The sequence below is a fragment of the Pseudomonas sp. B21-059 genome, from assembly GCF_026016285.1.
Classification (GTDB): domain Bacteria; phylum Pseudomonadota; class Gammaproteobacteria; order Pseudomonadales; family Pseudomonadaceae; genus Aquipseudomonas; species Aquipseudomonas danubii.
Window position 1 is genome coordinate 860,811 of record NZ_CP087201.1, and the last position, 16,317, is coordinate 877,127.

Sequence of the window (16,317 nt, forward strand, 5' to 3'; positions counted from 1 at the left end):
CTCGCCCGCTTTTCAATGCGCGGGGATGAAAATAGCCACTACCGATTTTCATCGCTCGCGCTTTTGCATAGCTGTTCGCGACAAGGCCTGCCTCTTTACGAAAATTAGTTTCACTTGGTTTGAAACAAAACTCCTTAAGTGATTAAAGAGTTTCACAACCATTCGAAAGTGACGCTGTTTTCAAGGAGAACACCATGGCTCCCGCAACGGGTTATTGGCTGCTGGGCTACGCCGCAGTCGCCATCATTGCGTTGATCGTGTTGATCGCCCGCTACCGACTCAATCCCTTTATCGTCATCACCCTGGTGTCGGTCGGCCTGGCGCTGATGGCCGGCATGCCGCCGTCCGGTGTGGTGGGTGCCTATGAAGCCGGGGTCGGCAAGACCCTGGGCCATATCGCCCTGGTGGTGGCCCTGGGCACCATGCTCGGCAAGCTGATGGCCGAATCCGGCGGCGCCGAACAAGTGGCGCGGACCCTGATCGACCGCTTCGGCGAGCGCAACGCCCACTGGGCGATGGTGTGCATTGCCTTCCTGGTGGGGCTGCCGCTGTTTTTCGAAGTGGGTTTTGTACTGCTCATCCCCATTGCCTTCACCGTGGCACGGCGGGTGGGGGTGTCGCTGCTGATGGTGGGGCTGCCCATGGTCGCCGGGCTGTCGGTGGTCCACGCTCTGGTGCCGCCGCACCCGGGGGCGATGCTGGCGGTGCAGGCCTATCAGGCGTCGGTGGGGCAGACCCTGCTGTACGCGATCCTGATCGGCGTGCCCACGGCGATCATCGCCGGTCCGGTGTATGCCCGGTTTATCGTGCCGCACATCCATCTGCCGGCCGAGAACCCCCTGGAGCGTCAGTTCATTGCCCGCGAACCCCGGGCGCGCCTGCCCAGCTTTGGCCTGACCATGTTCACCATCCTGCTGCCGGTGGTGCTGATGCTGATCGGCGGTTGGGCCAACCTGCTGGCGGAGCCCGGCACCGGGCTCAATCAGTTCCTGCTGTTTATCGGCAACTCGGTGATCGCCCTGTTGGTGGCGACCCTGGTGAGTTTCTGGACCCTGGGGCTGGCCCAGGGCATCAACCGTGAATCGATCCTCAAATTCACCAACGAGTGCCTGGCGCCCACCGCCAGCATCACCTTGCTGGTGGGGGCCGGTGGTGGCCTGAACCGGATTCTGATCGACTCCGGGGTCACCGAGCAGATCGTCGGCCTGGCCCATGAATTCCAGCTGTCGCCGCTGTGGATGGGCTGGCTGTTTGCGGTGTTGATGCGGGTCGCCACCGGTTCTGCCACCGTGGCCCTGACCACCGCTTCCGGGGTGGTGGCGCCGGTGGCTGTCGGCCTGGGGTATCCCCACCCGGAATTGCTGGTGATTGCCACCGGGGCCGGTTCGGTGATTCTGTCCCACGTCAACGACGGTGGCTTCTGGCTGGTGAAGGAATACTTCAATATGACCGTCATTCAAACCTTCAAGACCTGGACCGTGCTGGAGACGCTGATTTCGCTGATCGCCTTCGGCCTGACCCTGGGACTCGCGGAGCTGTTGTAGATGGACATTCTTTATCAGATCCGTTCGCGCCTGGATGACTTCAGCGCCGGGGAAGGGCGGATCGCCCGCTTGCTGCTCGACGACGTGGGCTTTGCCGCCTCCGCCAGCCTCGACGAACTGGCCCAGCGCGCCGAAGTCAGCGCCGCCACCCTGTCGCGCTTTGCCCGCAGTGTCGGTTGCCGCGACCTGCGCCAACTGCGCTTGCAGCTGGCCCAGGCCAGCGGTGTCGGCAGCCGCTTTCTCGACCCGGCCGGGGCGCCCGAGCAGTCCGGTTTCTACCGGCAGATCCTGGGCGATATCGAGTCTGCGCTGCATCAGCACCTGGCCGGTTTCGAGGAAACGCAGTTTGCCGATGCGGTGCGCTTGCTGGGGCGCGCACGGATGATCCACGCCTTCGGCATGGGCGGCTGCTCGACCCTGTGCAGCGATGAACTGCAGGTGCGCCTGGTGCGCCTGGGCTACCCCATCGCCGCCTGCCACGACCCGGTGATGATGCGGGTGACCGCCGCCGCCCTGGGGCCGCAACACGCGGTGATCGCCTGTTCCCTGACCGGCATCACCCCCGAACTGCTGGACGCGGTGGCCCTGGCCCGCAACTACGGTGCCGGCATCCTCGCCATTACCCTGCCCGAGTCACCCCTGGCCCAACTGGCGGACGTGGTGCTGCCTCTGCACAGCGCCGAAACCTCATTCATCTACAAACCCACCGCGGCCCGCTACGGCATGCTGCTGGCCATTGATGTACTGGCCACCGAGCTGGCCCTGGCCCTGCCCGATGACAGCCAGGAACGCCTGCGGCGAATCAAGCTGGCCCTGGACCATTACCGGGGCGGCGACGACTGCCTGCCCCTGGGAGACTGACATGCGCTACGACACGCTGATCCGCAACGCCCTGATCATCGACGGCAGCGACCGCCCGGGCTATCCCGCCGACCTGGCGACCGGCGACGGTCGCATCCAGCGCATCGGCGACCTGTGCGCCGCCACCGCCGAGCACGAGATCGATGCCGGCGGCCGGGTCCTGGCCCCGGGCTTCATCGATGTGCACACCCACGACGACACCGTAGTGATCCGCCAGCCGCAGATGCTGCCCAAGCTCAGCCAGGGCGTGACCACAGTGATCGTCGGCAACTGCGGGATCAGCGCTGCGCCGGTGAGCCTCAAGGGCGATCCGCCGGACCCGATGAACCTGCTGGGCGAGCGCTCGATGTTTGTCTATCCGCACTTTCGCGACTATCGCGCGGCGGTGGATGAGGCGCGCCCGGCGGTGAACGTCGCGGCCCTGGTGGGGCACACGGCGCTGCGCAGCAACCACCTTTCGGACCTGCAGCGCACCGCCAGCGCTGGCGAAATCGCGGCCATGCGCGAGCAACTGCGCGAAAGCCTGGAGGACGGCGCCCTCGGCCTGTCCAGCGGGCTGGCCTATGCCAGCGCGTTTTGCGCCGAGACCGATGAAGTGCTGCAACTGGCCCAGGAACTGACGGCGTTCGGGGCGGTGTACACCACCCACCTGCGCAGCGAGTTCGAGCCGGTGCTGGAGGCCATGGACGAAGCCTTCCTGATCGGTCGCGCGGCCCGGGCGCCGGTGATCGTCTCCCACCTCAAATGCGCCGGGGCCGGCAACTGGGGACGCAGCCCGCAACTGCTGGCGGCCCTGGAACAGGCGGCCCAGGATCATCCGGTGGGCTGCGATTGTTATCCCTACGCCGCCAGCTCCTCGACCCTGGATCTCAAGCAAGTCACCGATGCGTACCGCATCACCATCACCTGGTCCACGCCGCACCCCGAACAGGGCGGTCGTGATCTGAACGAGATTGCCGACGAGTGGGGCGTCAGCCTGTTGGCCGCCGCCGAGCGCCTGCAACCGGCGGGGGCGGTGTACTACGGCATGGATGAAAGCGACGTGCGGCGCATCCTCGCCCATCCGCTGTCGATGATCGGCTCCGATGGTCTGCCGGAAGATCCCTTCCCTCATCCACGGTTGTGGGGAGCCTTCCCTCGGGTACTGGGCCACTTCAGCCGCGACCTGGGCCTGTTCCCGCTGCACACCGCGGTGCACAAGATGACCGGGCTTTCGGCGGCGCGATTTGGCCTGCACCAGCGCGGCGAAATCCGCGAGGGGCATTGGGCCGACCTGGTGCTGTTCGATCCGGCGCGGGTGCGCGACGTGGCCGATTTCAAGCACCCGCAGCAAGCCGCGCAAGGGATCGACGGGGTCTGGGTCAATGGCGTGCGCAGCTACACCGAGGGCCAGGCCAACGGTCAACGCTCGGGACGTTTCTTACCACGGGAGGGGGATTTGCGCCGGGGCTTCACATCCGTAGTCTGATTCTTTGATCTTCATCACAGTGATGGCGCTGTGCCATTAAAGAATCCTTGCGCGGCGCCGAAGTGCTGGGAATCGCCACCTGTAGAGTCGGCCTATTTCAGTCAGGGAGTCATGCAATGAGCTTTGGCAAAACCACCCCCATCCTGCGGATCTTCGATGAAGCCAAGGCCCGGGAGTTTTACCTGGACTTCCTGGGGTTCAACCTCGATTGGCAGCACCGCTTCGAGGACAATTTCCCGCTGTACATGCAGGTGTCTCGGGGCGATTGCGTGCTGCACCTGTCCGAGCATCACGGCGATTGCACCCCGGGCGCGGCGCTGCGGATCGAGACCGATGAACTGGAAGCCTTCCAGCAGCAATTGCTGGCCAAGCAGTACCGTTTTTCCCATCCGCAGATCCAGGCCATGCCCTGGGGCAGCCAGGACATGACCATCAGCGATCCGTTCGGCAATCGGCTGGTGTTCACCAACGCCATCAGCGTCTGAGCGGGCTCAGGCCTTGCCGGCGTTCAGCGCGGTCTGACGAAACTGTCCCGGGGTCAACCCGGTGCGGCTCTTGAAGCTGCGGTGAAATGAACGGGATTCGGTAAAGCCCAGGCAATCGGCGATCCCCTGGATCGACAGCTCGCTGTGGCGCAGATAGTGCTCGGCCAGCTCCTGGCGCAAGTCATCGAGAATCTGTTGGTAGGAGGTGCCGGCCTGTTGCAGCTGGCGCTGCAGCGTGCGTTCGGACATCTGCAACTGTTCCGCCACCTGCTCCTTGCGCGGCAGGCCGTCCTTGAGCAACTGGCGCAACACGTTCTGCACCTGCAACGCCAGGGGCGCATCGGCCAACGAGGCCATCATCGCCTGGGCGTGATCCTCCAGGGTCTTGAGCAGCCGCGCATCGGCCTGGCGCAGGGGCAACTGCAGGTAGTGCAGCGGTGCCACCAGGGCCGAGCAGGCTTGCCCGAACAGCACCGGACAGCCGAACAGGGCCTCGTACTGCGCCACCTCGGCCTGCTCCGGCAGCGAGTGCTCGAACCACACTGCAGTGGGGGAGAGCTGCGAGTCAGCGATCCAGCGCGCATACAGCAGCCAGGAGGCGAGCACGTTTTCCACCAGATGCCGGCGAATGTCCGGGCGCCGATGACGACAGCTCCAGATCAGCCGCACCTGAACGCCCGCCACCTCGGCCCGGCTGGTGCCCATGTCCCCCACCAGCTTTTCGAACGGCATGATGCGGCCCATGGCCTCGCCCAGGGTGGCGCAGTTCATGGTGATGTAGCCCAGCACATTCCAGGAACTGGGTTTGACGAAGCGCGCCGAATTGAGCCCGAACAGCGGGTCGCCGGAATGCTGGCAGAAGTAGTCGAGCAATCGCTCATGCACCTCCACTGGCAGGCGCAGACTGGTGTCGTTCAACTGCGCGGCCTCAAGCCCCGCCGCCGCCAGCGCCGGCGCCGTGGCAATACCCAATTGCTCGGCATAGAGCAGATATTTGAGCAAGGGTGGGACCGAGGTAAAACCGAGGCTGGGCATCGAGATATTCCTGGTGACAGATCCTTCGGACAGCAGGACGCGGACCGGGAAAGGTAAGGGCAAACCCCAAGCGCTGTAAATGGCCGGCGACCCCGCTTCTTGTAGCCGCTGCCGCAGGCTGCGACCGGCCCCGAAGGGGACGCCGCCCTTGAGGGCCTCGGAAGGCCCTGCGGGCCTTGTCGCAGCCTGCGGCAGCGGCTACAGGGATGCGATAAAGTTTGCCTCTGATGGCGGATTTTCGCTTTGATTTGTAGGGCATTTCCGCGAGAATCCACCCGTTACATTTCAACTGTTTGCATGGCTTGTGCCTATCGAATGTCCAGGGCTAGTCTTCGGCCGTCGCTGCATTTCAGCGATCGGGTTTGGTAGCCCGCATCACTTCAGGCACAAGCGCCGCTGACTTTCGACAGGCCTTAATCTGTCGACGTGTTATGGCGGCTGTGCGCAGGGCACCTCGTGTGCGCTGGGTTTCCTGGAGTCCCGGTCTACCAACCTGCGTATGGCCGCCACCTTGATCGTTTGGTAGCGATGCGTGGCGGTTCAACTTCTCCAGGAGTTTTGCCGTGAAGAAGATCGTTCCCGATCCACCCGTTCTGCAACCCAGTCGTGAGTTGATCACTGCGCTGGAAGAACCCAACAAGACCTTGCTACAGGCGCTGCAAAACACCGCGCTTTCGCCCCCTTTGCATGAGCACTTCACTGCCACTGGCAGCACCCGCTTTGGTTGTCGGGATGGCGAGGTTGCGGTATGTGAAGGGGTCAATGCCGAAGAGGCGCTGCTGCACGTTTCATTGCTGCTCAAGTGCGCGGAAGAGACGGCCGACGAAATCACCAGTGCCAGCGGCATCGAGCGCGGGCTGATCTGGTCGATGATTCATTCGGTGGAGATGGCGCGGGCGGTGGTGGATGCGCTGTTGGATGGCGCTAGTAAACCGGCGGGGTAGGGCAGGACGTCGCCGGCAGGGACCGGGCTAACCTAAACCGGTAGTGGTACATCAAGCGTGTTTGCAATCACGCTTGTAGCCGTGTCAATTAATGGCGGTTGCGTGCTGGCGGATTTTCGGATCCACCAGGTTTGCTTCTTCCTGGCATTGCAGGCCTGCACGCAGCCGCCACCCTTGTTCAAGCTCTTGAGGGCCTAGGAAGGCCCTTCGGTCCTTGTCGCAGCCTGCGGCAGCGGCTACAGGACCGAAGGGCCGCGGCGAATCAGACGCGGAAGTGGCTGACCATCATCTGCAACTGGCCGCCCAGGCGCGCCAGTTCAACACTTGAGGCGGCGGTTTCGTCGCTGGCGGCGGCGGTCTGTTCGGAGACGTCGCGCACGTTGATGATGCTGCGGCTGATCTCTTCGGCCACGGCGCTCTGCTGCTCGGCCGCGGCGGCGATCTGCTGGTTCATCGATTGGATGTTGGACACGGTGCGGGTGATGCTTTCCAGCGAGGCACCGGCCTTGCGGGTCAGCTCGACGCTGCTGTCGGTCAGGCTGCGGCTGTTGTTCATCACCGTGGCCACTTGCTGGGTGCCGTTCTGCAGGCCGGCCACCAGTTCTTCGATCTCTTCGGTGGACTTCTGGGTGCGCTGGGCCAGGGCCCGCACTTCGTCGGCGACCACGGCGAAACCACGACCGGCTTCACCGGCACGGGCGGCTTCGATGGCGGCGTTCAGCGCCAGCAGGTTGGTCTGTTCGGCCACGGCCTTGATCACGTCCATGACGCTGCCGATCTTGTCGCTTTCCTGTTGCAGCACGGTCATGGCATCGGTGGAGCGCACCACTTCGCTGGCCAGGCGCTCGATCTGCTCGATGGCCTGGGCCACCACTTTGTCGCCTTCGCGGGCTTCGCCGTCGGCGGCGGCTGCGGCCTGGGAAGCTTCTTCGGCATTGCGCGCGACTTCCTGCACGGTGGCGGTCATCTCGTGCATGGCGGTGGCCACCTGGTCGGTCTCGACTTTCTGGCTGTTGACCCCGGCGCTGGTTTCTTCGGTCACCGCGGACAGTTCTTCGGCGGCGCTGGCGATCTGGGTCACGCCGTCGCGGATGCCACCGATCAGTTCGCGCAGGGTCACGCCCATGCGCACGATGCCTTGTTGCAGCACGCCCAGTTCATCGCGACGGGTCACCCGCAGGTTTTCGGTGAGATCGCCCGAAGCGATGCGCTCGACCACGGCCAGGGTTTCCCGCAGCGGACGGGTAATCTGCCGGGTGATGATCACGGCAGCCAGTACGCCCACCAGCAGGGCCAGCAGGGTGCTGATCAATTGCAGGCTGCGGGCCTGGGCGCTTTCGATGTCGCGGCGTTCCAGCTGGATCTGGTACAGGGCGTCGCTGCGGCTGACGATGTCGGCGCCCTGCTCGGTCATTTCCTTGCGCGCCTGCACGGCGTCGGTGAAGGCGACCTTGAAGGCCTGCAGCGAGCTGCGGTAGCCGCTCAGTGCGGTTTCCAGCTGTTGCAGGGCATCACGCTGGGTGCTGCTGAAATGGCTCTTGAGCTGATCCATTTCGGCAATGGCCGCGTTGAGCTGGGTGACGGCTTTCTGTTCGGTGTCCGGGTTGTTGGTGGTGACATAGCCGCGCACTTCATAGCGCGCCAGTTGGAAGGCTTCCTTGGCCTGGGTGATGGCCTGGAACTGCGTAAAGCGCTCGTCGCTCAGGGGCAGTTGCTTGACCCAGGTGTTGATGCCATTGATCAGGTCATTGGCGCGTTCGGCGTTCTGGTTCATCGCCAGGCGCGCAGCGTCGCCGGTGCGGTAGGCATTGCGCATCTTGTTCAGCGAGTCCTGATAAGCGCTGATGGTCGCGCCCAGGCCTTGCAGGAGCTTGATGTTTTCCGGGCTCTGGAACGTGGCCAGGAGTTTTTTCTGCTGGGCGCTGAAATCATCCAGGGTCTTCTGCACGCCCTGGGCGGCGGTTTCGTCGCCGTTGGCCAGCATGTACTGCAGACGGGTGACCCGCAGTTTGGTCAGGCCGCTGTTGAGCTGGGTGATGTCGCTCATCCAGTTACTGCGGTCGATCAGGTTGCCCAGACTGGTCCAGCCGGTCAGTGCCAGGATGCCGGTGAGGGCCAGGACCAGGCCGAAACCCAGGCCCAGCTTAAGGTTGACGCTGATGTTGGCAAACCAACTACTCATTGAATTCCTCCAGGAACATAGCTCTTCTTGATCTTGAGTTGGCTGGAAGATTGTTGTTGTTGGTGACCAGCAAGGTGTTTTGTAGGGGGTGTATCGGCGGGATGTGCCATAGCTGAAACGATTTCGTCCGCATTGTCCCAAGACAATGTTTTCGGCGATGGACGGTTATTTTGCGGGATGAACCACCCGTGCGTTGAGCTTTTTTTCACATTGATTTCACCGCTCCCCCACGGTGTGCGCCCTAGAGTCGGTCCGGTTGCTGCCAGCGTGCCCGGCAGCGCTCAATTGTCATCCGGGTTCTGTAGCCTCGCTACGCGCTGCTCAAAAACCCGGATCACCCTCAAAGGGCGGCAGGACTGTGGTTACAAGACTCGTGCTGGCGGTGGCCAAGCGTCCGCCCTTTAGGCGTTCCCTGGTCCGTTACAAGAACGCACTGGCGCTGCTGGGCGTGTTGCTGCTGCTCCCCTTGAGTCTGTACCTGCTCAAGCCGGCGGCGGTGCCGGACATGGCCCACGGCAACGTGGCCGGGATCAGGGCCTTGACCCGCAGTTGGGCCAAGGGCGACATGATTGTCCTGGTGCGCCACGTGGAGCGCTGCGATCGCTCCAGTGCCACCTGTCTCGGGCCCGCCGATGGCATTACCGATCGAGCGCGGGAGGTGGCGGTGAGCATTGGCGCGCAGTTCGAGCAGTTGGGCCTGGAACGCACCGATCTCTATAACAGCCCCCTGACCCGTACCGCGCAGACGGCCGGCTATATGTTCAGCAAGGTCAGCAGTGGCGATGACTGGCTGTACAACTGCAAGAACGGCCTGCTGCACGACGTGCTGGCGCATAAGGTCGCTGGCCGCAATCTGGTGCTGGTGACCCACAGTGAATGCATGGACCAACTGGAGCAGGAACTGAAACTGTCGACCCCGACCCTGGGTTACGGCGCCTCGCTGTTCGTGTCTACCGATACCCTCAACGGGGCGCCGAAGATGCTCGGGATGATCGAGGCCAGTGACTGGCGTTCGGTAAACCTCAAGCCCTGACGGCACCCGGGGCCGGCCGTCGCGGCCGGTGATCAGGCTCAGGGGGCCAGCAGGTCCGGATCGGCGGGAGGGGTTGCCGCGGGAGCCAGCGCGCCGGGCGCAGGACCTTCATTGATCCGTTGTGGACTGATCAGATTGGTGAACTCCTCGATCAGGCGCTGGATCGCCTCCGGCGGCTCGCAGTCGCGAAACTCCATGCAGATCTGCACTTCGTCCGGGTCGCGCTCCTGGCCTTCGCGTTTGCCGCTGCCGAAGGTGACGAAAAACTTCTCGCTCTGCAGCTCGCCATTCTCCAGGTCGTGGCTGGCCTTCTGCAGTTCGGTGCCCTGCATGCGCACCGACAGGTCGACGGTCATCTTGTGCAGGGCCAGGCCCTTGGGCGAGACCAGGGCAATCAACGGGACGTTGATGATGTGCTGTTCGTTGAGTGCCACCTCGACCATCTTGGCCTTCATCGGCGTACCCAGGTCGTTGACGTTGTAGTCGAAGAACTGGTCGAACAACTTGATGTATTGCTGGGCGATCAGGTTGTGGGTCGCGGCGGCGGCCTGGTGCATGCCACGGGTGATGTGGCTCAGGTCACTGGCGGACATGGGCTCCTTGCGACGGGAAAAAAACGCCATGGATCATGCTCCTTGTTCGATGGCTGAAGTGCCCCGCCGTGGCGGCGGGGCGGGTGGGTCAAGCGTGGTTGTCAGGGCTTGTTGCCGCTGTTTTCCGCCGGAGCATCGGGCATTTTCAGCGCGTTGGCGGTGGGCAGCTTGTCGGTGTCGGTGGCGGTGGCGCTCGGCAGCATCACCGGTTTGGTGGCGGCGTCGGTGAGGAAGTCGATCACCCGCATCAGGGCTTCCGGTGGGTCCTGGCGGACGATCTTGGTGCTGATGGCGTAGCGTGCCCGGGTGTCGGTCTTGCGGGTCTGCGTGGATTTGTGGCTCGCCGCACCCTTGACCGAAACACTGAACGGGCCCCAGCCCATCTTCGCCTCGAAACTGCCGGAGGCTTCAGTGGAACTGGTGTCCTCGGCCATCTGGCTGATGGTCAGCTCGAACTCGATGGAGCCTTCCTCGATGGTGATGTTGGGGTGACTGATGGCCGCCAGCAGCGGGATGCGCATCGACTTCTTCACCGTACCCTTGTAGACGCCCTGGTCATCCACCAGGGTTTCGTCGTAGTCGAACTGCACCGATACCGCCTGGCCGTTCTGGATACACACACCCATGAGGAAGTCCGCATAGGCTTTGCTCGCGGCGACCTGCGCCTGGATCATTGCCATCAACGGACCGGTGATCATCTTGTCCAGGGGCAGGGCGGCAATCACGCCGCCGATCAAGCCCTTGTCGATATCTGGCATGGTCAATCTCCTTATCGTTTATGCGCGAGTTGCGCCCTTGCACCTTAAGCAAGCCCGCGCCGCCGATTCAGCGGGAATCGATTACCGGTGAGTGTTGGCTTCCAGGCGGCGGATGTTGCCGATCTGCCGCAGGCTCAGGCCGTACTTGTCTGCCAGGACGCTGCGGGAGATGCCTCCCAGGCTTTCCAGCTGGATGTGCTGATTGCGGATCTGCCGGCAGAAGTGGTCGGCCTTGGGGATCTCCAGGGCCAGTCCGGCGAAGCGTTCGATCAGGGCGTTGAGAGCATCGGGAGGCAGGATCAGCGCCAGCGAAGTGCGCTCGGCGTGCTTGGGGATGTACTTAGGACGGCCGCCGTATTCACGTGTCAGGCGGTAGGCGTTTTCCAGGCCGATGCAGTCGATGAGGGCCTGGAGTGAATGGGGTAGCTGGCGAATATCGATAAGACTGAGGTCTTTCACGTCCATTTGGTACCTCCTTGGAATTATGAATACAGCTGGTTCGATCCTAAGGAGGTGTGTCGTCCTCTGTTCAGTGGGAAATTTCCCCCCTATTAAAGGGAACTATTACATTCTGATGTTGTATCGGTCGCTGGTGATGCACTGGATTTTCTTCAACTGGAGGAGGAAATATCCATGTCACGCTATGCGATTGATTTCAGTTTTATCGCCGCTCTGGAAGGCGGTGCCATGACCCGCGGTTATGTGCCTGATGCGGCCAACAGCAAGAGCGGGGTCACGGTGGGCACGGGCTTTGATCTGGGGCAGCGAGGGGTGAAGGATTTGCAGGCGCTCAATCTGCCGGCAGATCTGGTGCGGCGCTTGACGCCCTACCTGGGCCTGACGGGGCTCAAGGCCAAGGCGTTTCTCGATGGCCAGCCCTTGAGCATCGGCAGTGACGAGGCCGAGCTGATCGATGAGGCGTTCAAGGCGCCCTTTGTCGATCGCCTGGCGGCGAACTACGCCAAGGCCAGCGGGGTGGATTTCGCCCAACTGCCGGCACCGATGCAGACCGTGATCGCCTCGGTGGCTTTTCAGTACGGCGACCTGGCCAGCCGCACGCCGAAGTTCTGGGCCCAGGTGGTGGCCCGCGACTGGTCCAGTGCCCTGGCCAACCTGCGTAACTTTGGCGACAGCTACGGCACTCGTCGGCGCAAGGAGGCCGATCTGCTGAGCTCGCAGATCGCTTCATGAGCCGTTGCCGCCCAGGCTAACGGCCTGGGCGGCTTGTCGGTTTCAGGGGCAGGGGATGATTTGCAGCAGGCTCGCACTGCCCATGTGGCTGGTGTCATCGGGCCGGGTGCCGGTGGGCAGCGAACGCCAATCCACCAACAGGCACAGCGCCTTGAGGGACTTGCCCTGGGCCTGGCCGATGGGCGTGGCAAACTCATGGCGGTACAGCGCCTGGGTGGTGTTTTGCGCGGTTACGCTGCTGGCATTGCTCAAGGTGGTGCGAGCCATGTCCGGCAGTTTGTCCTGGGTGATGGTGAAGCGCGGTTGTTCGCCCGCGGTATTGAAAGCGCCCTGGTCCCGGGCGCGTTTCCACAGCTGCTGCCATTGGCTGCTGCCGGCGGTGCTCCCCAGGGTGGCGGCGTAGGCCTTCAGGGTTTCGGCCGGGGTGCTGGTGGTTTCCAGGGCGTGGGCGGCGCTGGCCAACAGGCTCAGGCCGATGATCAGTGAACGCAGAATCAACATGGGGCAACTCCTTCTGCAGGCCGCTAGGGCCCGACACGAACACAGGGAGGACCCCGGCGACAGGGCATCGCCGGGGGACAAGGCTCAGCGGGCGTCGAGGTAGTCCCAGCGCAGGCCTTCCTTGTTGTTTTTCGCCGTCAGCTCCTTGGCCACGGTGTTCTCGATGGCGTTGACGTTGATGTTTTCCACTTCAAGGATGTTTTTGTCCGCCAGTTGCTTGCGGAACTCGGCCTTGTTGGTGAGGAACTGGCAGGCGTGCCCCAACTCATGCATCAGCACCAGAGCCGGGGACAGGCGCTCGACCCGGTCACTGGCGAACAGCGCGAGGAATTTCTGGAAGTTGCTCAGGTCCGGCTGTTTGTATTGTTTCTCGATGGCGTACACCTGGGACTTGAGGTTCCACACCACGCGTCCGGCGGACGTGGTGGAGTTGGCGGCCGGAGGAATCCAGCGGTCGGTCTTGTCCGCCGCCGAGGAGTTGGTGACTTCCACGGTCAGTTCCTCTTTGACGGCGATCAGCTCGTCGAGGAGGAAGTTGGCCAGATCGGATTGGCGCAGGTAGCGGCAGGCATCGTCGAAGCGCTTCTGGGCGACGGCCTGGTCCAGGGTGGAGGTGGTAACGGTGATGCTCATGACTGACTCCTTGGGGGGATTGCCCGTCGTTGGGCAGGAGTCATGGTTTCAAGGGCGGCGTGCGGGTATCAGCGGGAAAGGGTTCAAGGGGTGTGGCGGCGCGGATGGGCAAACGGCACCTGATTCAGGTGCCGTTTTTTTGCGCTTCAGCCGGCGGGCGCCAGGCTGACGAAGTAGTAGGCCTGGCGGCCGACCATGAGGGTCTGCTGGATCTGTAGCGGCGGCTTGGGCGCCTCGGCGCCGCCCAGTACCGCCATGTGCTGCGGCGACTCGCGCAGAAAGGCCAGCAACTGCGCTTCGGTCTGCAGGTCCTTGAGCAGGCTTTGGGTGTAGAACACGCTGGCGCCGGCGATGCGTTCGTTGGCCTGGTACAGCGCCAGCTGGTGCCCGCTACCCTGCAACGCCATGATCCGGTCGGTCACCGGAACGAACGACAGCTTGCGGTCGGCCTTGGGCGCAGCCCATTGAGCGTTGGCCAGATAGCCGCCGATCACCAGGGCCATGAGCGTTATCAGCAAGCCCTTGCGCTGGCGCCCCACGGCACTCCAGAAACCCGTGCCCAGGGCCCGCTGGGCCAGGCGCTGGTAGAGCACCGCGGCATATTCCGCCGCCAGCACCGCCGCTGCCGGGGTCAGGGACATCAGGTACACCGTGCGTTTGCTGGAGGCCAGGCACAGCAGGGTGAATTGCGCCAGCAACCAGAGGCTGAAGAACAGCAGGTAGCGGTTCTGCACCAGGGTTTTACGGAAGTGCCACAGCCCCAGGTAGACCAGGATGTTCCACGGCAGGAAGGCCTGGGGCAGCTTGGCCAGGTAGTAATAGAAGGGTTCGTAGTGCCCGGCCTCGACAAAGGAGCCGCCGAAGCGCCCGACGCTGTTGGTCCACAGCACTTCGCCCAGGGCTTGCAGGCCACCGCGCTGGTAGAGCAGGTACAGCCAGATCATCAGCGGCACCAGGCCCAGCAGGGTCAGCAACCCGGGGCGCAACCAGTGGCTGAGGGTGAAGCGTTTTTCGATCAGGCTGTCGGCCAGCAGGTAGGCAAAGATCACCACCCCCGGCATGGCCAGGCCCAGCACGCCCTTGCTCAGGGTGGCGATGGCGATGCCGACGGCAAACGCCAGCCAGGCCAGCAGCGCCGGTTGCCGTTCGGCCTGACGGCGCTGGGCCTGAAAGAACGCCAGCAGGGCCAGGGTCACCCCCAGGCTGAGCAGGGCATCTTCACCCACGCCGCGCACGTTGCTCCAGTAACTGGCCATGGTCGCCAGCATCAGCCCGGCCACCGCGGCCAGGGTGGCCGGCCGGCCGAAGCGGCGCAGCATGGCGTACAGCAGCATCACGCTGATCAGCCCGGCGAAGGCCGAGGCCAGGCGCACCGCCAGGGGCGTGCCGCCGAAGGCGCGGATGGCGCCGGCGTCGAGCCACAGGCTCAGGGGCGGTTTCTCCAGAAACGGCGTGCCGAACAGGCGCGGCGTGACCCAGTCATCATCCAGGTGCATTTCCATGGCGATCCCGGCGACCCGGGCTTCGGTGGAACCTTGCAACTGGTGGTTGCCCAGGGCGAAGAAGAACAGCAGGCAGGCCAGCAGGAACAACAGCGGAGCGGGTCGTGACATGAGTTTTGCGCCGGCAGATCGAGGGGCGCAGCCGGAAGGCCGCGGGCAAGCGCAAAAGTATACGGAGGCAACTCTTAACAAATTGTGAACAAGTAGGGGGAAAAGGTGCGGTTCGGTCTTGAGGGCTCAGGCGGACCGGTTCGCGCGGTGTTGGGGAGTTGATCAGCGCAGATGACGGCCGCTGCGCCACCAGAAAACCAGCCCCAGAAAAGCCCCCGAGCAGCCGAACAATGGCGCCAGCGGCAGGTAGCGCGGCAAACCGTCGGGTAGCGGTTCATCCTCGTAGCGGTCGGTATAGAAGCTGGAGGGCACCAGGCTGGCTACCACGGGAATGGTCGGCATCGCCGCCAGTGCACCGCAGAACAGGTAGATCAGCACATTGCGCCAGGCAAACCGTTGGGCCAGCCAGAAGAACAGGGCGCAGGGCAGGGCCGTGATAATGCCGATCAGCACGCCACTGACCACTAGGGTCAGCAGGCCCACGAACAGCGTCTGGGTAATGATGTCTGCGTTCAACGAGCCGGCGCTGGCCAGCATCGCCAGCATGATCAGCAAGGCCAGGATCACGGCCATGGCCGTGACGCCGATGAAGTAGGCGGCGAACCAGTCTTCTGGCTGCACGCTGCGTTGGGGTGGAGTTGTTACGGACATGGAAAAGATCGCTATATGGGTGGCTGCTTTGGCCCTGCTCAAGGGGCGGGTTGCTTGGCGTCGGGCCGGTGGTGAATAAAGGCTCGGCTCAGCGCAAGTGACGCCCGCTGCGCCACCAGAACACTACCCCCAGAAACACCCCGCAGCCGCCGAACATCGATGCCAGCTGTAAATAGTGCAGCGCAGCGCTGACGCCGTGCGGGAGGTTGAAGAGTTCGGGGAGCAGCTGGGTCATCACGGGAATGGCGAACTGCGCCGCCAGGGCTCCACTCACCAGGTAGATCCACAGGCGGCGCCAGGTAAAGCGCTGGGCCAGCCAGAAGAACAGGATGCACGGCAAGGCGGCGATCAGGGTAATCAGCACCAGGCTCACCATCAGCACCGCCACGCTGAACGACAGGGAGTTGAGCAGCGATTGCCACGGCGTCTGGCTGGTGCTCAGCAGGATCAGATTGACCACCAGCATCAGGGCCAAGGCCAGTCCCGCAACGCCGATGAAGTACGTGGCGATCCAGTGATAGGGACTCAGGGTGCGAACGGAATTGGACGTTTGGGGCATGGTGGGCACGGGCTTCAGGCTGAGGATGACCGGACCCAGGCTATCGGCAAGTAGGCAATTTGATTGTGGAGTTTGCGTGGTTTTTTCGCGGTCAATGTTCTCTGGTGGATGACGTCGGGGCAGAAAATCCCTTATACAGGCAGCGGCCCGTCGACTGTTCACGGGCCCGGCTTGCGTCACCCACCCAGAAGGAGATGGACATGTTCAAGTTCCTGACGATTACCGAGTTGCCCCGTACCCCTGCGCATCGAGATACAGGCTCCGTT

At 63.4% G+C, this 16,317-nt stretch carries 17 protein-coding genes and 1 pseudogene; 7 read left to right on the forward strand and 11 right to left on the reverse strand.

All coding sequences use genetic code 11. The features are described 5' to 3' along the window. Positions 1–194: 194 nt before the first annotated feature. From LOY69_RS03820 to LOY69_RS03835, 4 genes are all read left to right on the forward strand, one after another. A complete protein-coding gene (locus tag LOY69_RS03820; RefSeq protein WP_102861043.1) occupies positions 195–1,544 on the forward strand; it encodes a gluconate:H+ symporter in 1,350 nt (449 codons plus the stop codon). Beyond that, positions 1,545–2,405, forward strand: coding sequence for a MurR/RpiR family transcriptional regulator (locus LOY69_RS03825; protein ID WP_102861044.1), 861 nt, complete (start codon positions 1,545–1,547; stop codon positions 2,403–2,405). It begins immediately after the preceding gene. 1 nt (position 2,406) lies between these two features. After that, positions 2,407–3,873, forward strand: a complete 1,467-nt coding sequence (locus tag LOY69_RS03830) for an N-acyl-D-amino-acid deacylase family protein (protein WP_265074154.1) — start codon at positions 2,407–2,409, stop codon at positions 3,871–3,873. A 116-nt stretch (positions 3,874–3,989) separates the two neighbouring features. Continuing rightward, entirely contained in the window at positions 3,990–4,358 is a 369-nt protein-coding gene (locus tag LOY69_RS03835) for a glyoxalase superfamily protein (protein WP_102878295.1), read from the forward strand. A gap of 6 nt (positions 4,359–4,364) precedes the next feature. On the opposite strand, the gene LOY69_RS03840 is transcribed toward LOY69_RS03835, so the two are convergent. Beyond that, positions 4,365–5,393, reverse strand: coding sequence for an AraC family transcriptional regulator (locus tag LOY69_RS03840; RefSeq protein WP_265074155.1), 1,029 nt, complete (start codon positions 5,391–5,393; stop codon positions 4,365–4,367). A 563-nt stretch (positions 5,394–5,956) separates the two neighbouring features. Between LOY69_RS03840 and LOY69_RS03845 the strand changes: the two genes are divergently transcribed. Next, positions 5,957–6,337: a DUF3077 domain-containing protein gene (locus LOY69_RS03845; protein WP_265074156.1), complete on the forward strand. Its 381-nt coding sequence runs from the start codon at positions 5,957–5,959 to the stop codon at positions 6,335–6,337. Positions 6,338–6,599: 262 nt separating this feature from the next. Here the strand turns inward: LOY69_RS03845 and LOY69_RS30485 are convergent, their stop codons facing one another. Both LOY69_RS30485 and LOY69_RS30490 read right to left on the reverse strand, forming a co-directional pair. Continuing rightward, positions 6,600–7,463, reverse strand: coding sequence for a methyl-accepting chemotaxis protein (locus tag LOY69_RS30485; RefSeq protein WP_372342433.1), 864 nt, complete (start codon positions 7,461–7,463; stop codon positions 6,600–6,602). A gap of 42 nt (positions 7,464–7,505) precedes the next feature. After that, a pseudogene (locus LOY69_RS30490) lies at positions 7,506–8,384 on the reverse strand (methyl-accepting chemotaxis protein); the annotation flags it as partial. A 493-nt stretch (positions 8,385–8,877) separates the two neighbouring features. Between LOY69_RS30490 and LOY69_RS03855 the strand changes: the two are divergent. Then, a complete protein-coding gene (locus LOY69_RS03855) occupies positions 8,878–9,552 on the forward strand; it encodes a histidine phosphatase family protein (protein WP_265074157.1) in 675 nt (224 codons plus the stop codon). Between the two features lie 38 nt (positions 9,553–9,590). Here the strand turns inward: LOY69_RS03855 and LOY69_RS03860 are convergent, their stop codons facing one another. The 3 genes from LOY69_RS03860 to LOY69_RS03870 all read right to left on the reverse strand — a co-directional run bounded on the left by LOY69_RS03860 (position 9,591) and on the right by LOY69_RS03870 (position 11,368). After that, the gene (locus LOY69_RS03860) at positions 9,591–10,175 is read right to left on the reverse strand and encodes a DUF2589 domain-containing protein (RefSeq protein WP_110595966.1); all 585 of its coding nucleotides are present in this window, start codon (positions 10,173–10,175) and stop codon (positions 9,591–9,593) included. A gap of 71 nt (positions 10,176–10,246) precedes the next feature. Further along, entirely contained in the window at positions 10,247–10,903 is a 657-nt protein-coding gene (locus tag LOY69_RS03865; protein WP_102878301.1) for a DUF2589 domain-containing protein, read from the reverse strand. Positions 10,904–10,984: 81 nt separating this feature from the next. Continuing rightward, positions 10,985–11,368: a transcriptional regulator gene (locus LOY69_RS03870; protein WP_102861053.1), complete on the reverse strand. Its 384-nt coding sequence runs from the start codon at positions 11,366–11,368 to the stop codon at positions 10,985–10,987. A gap of 168 nt (positions 11,369–11,536) precedes the next feature. Between LOY69_RS03870 and LOY69_RS03875 the strand changes: the two genes are divergently transcribed. After that, entirely contained in the window at positions 11,537–12,094 is a 558-nt protein-coding gene (locus LOY69_RS03875; protein ID WP_102878302.1) for a pesticin C-terminus-like muramidase, read from the forward strand. Positions 12,095–12,136: 42 nt separating this feature from the next. Here LOY69_RS03875 and LOY69_RS03880 read toward each other — a convergent pair whose 3' ends face one another. The 5 genes from LOY69_RS03880 to LOY69_RS03900 all read right to left on the reverse strand — a co-directional run bounded on the left by LOY69_RS03880 (position 12,137) and on the right by LOY69_RS03900 (position 16,051). Beyond that, a complete protein-coding gene (locus tag LOY69_RS03880) occupies positions 12,137–12,595 on the reverse strand; it encodes a hypothetical protein (protein ID WP_102878303.1) in 459 nt (152 codons plus the stop codon). Positions 12,596–12,679: 84 nt separating this feature from the next. Then, positions 12,680–13,228, reverse strand: a complete 549-nt coding sequence (locus LOY69_RS03885; RefSeq protein WP_249735472.1) for a hypothetical protein — start codon at positions 13,226–13,228, stop codon at positions 12,680–12,682. Between the two features lie 146 nt (positions 13,229–13,374). After that, on the reverse strand, positions 13,375–14,841 hold the full coding sequence (locus LOY69_RS03890) for an ArnT family glycosyltransferase (RefSeq protein ID WP_265074158.1): 1,467 nt from the start codon (positions 14,839–14,841) through the stop codon (positions 13,375–13,377). Between the two features lie 162 nt (positions 14,842–15,003). After that, entirely contained in the window at positions 15,004–15,492 is a 489-nt protein-coding gene (locus LOY69_RS03895) for a hypothetical protein (protein ID WP_170001227.1), read from the reverse strand. Between the two features lie 88 nt (positions 15,493–15,580). Continuing rightward, positions 15,581–16,051, reverse strand: coding sequence for a hypothetical protein (locus LOY69_RS03900; RefSeq protein ID WP_222933437.1), 471 nt, complete (start codon positions 16,049–16,051; stop codon positions 15,581–15,583). Positions 16,052–16,317: the final 266 nt, after the last annotated feature.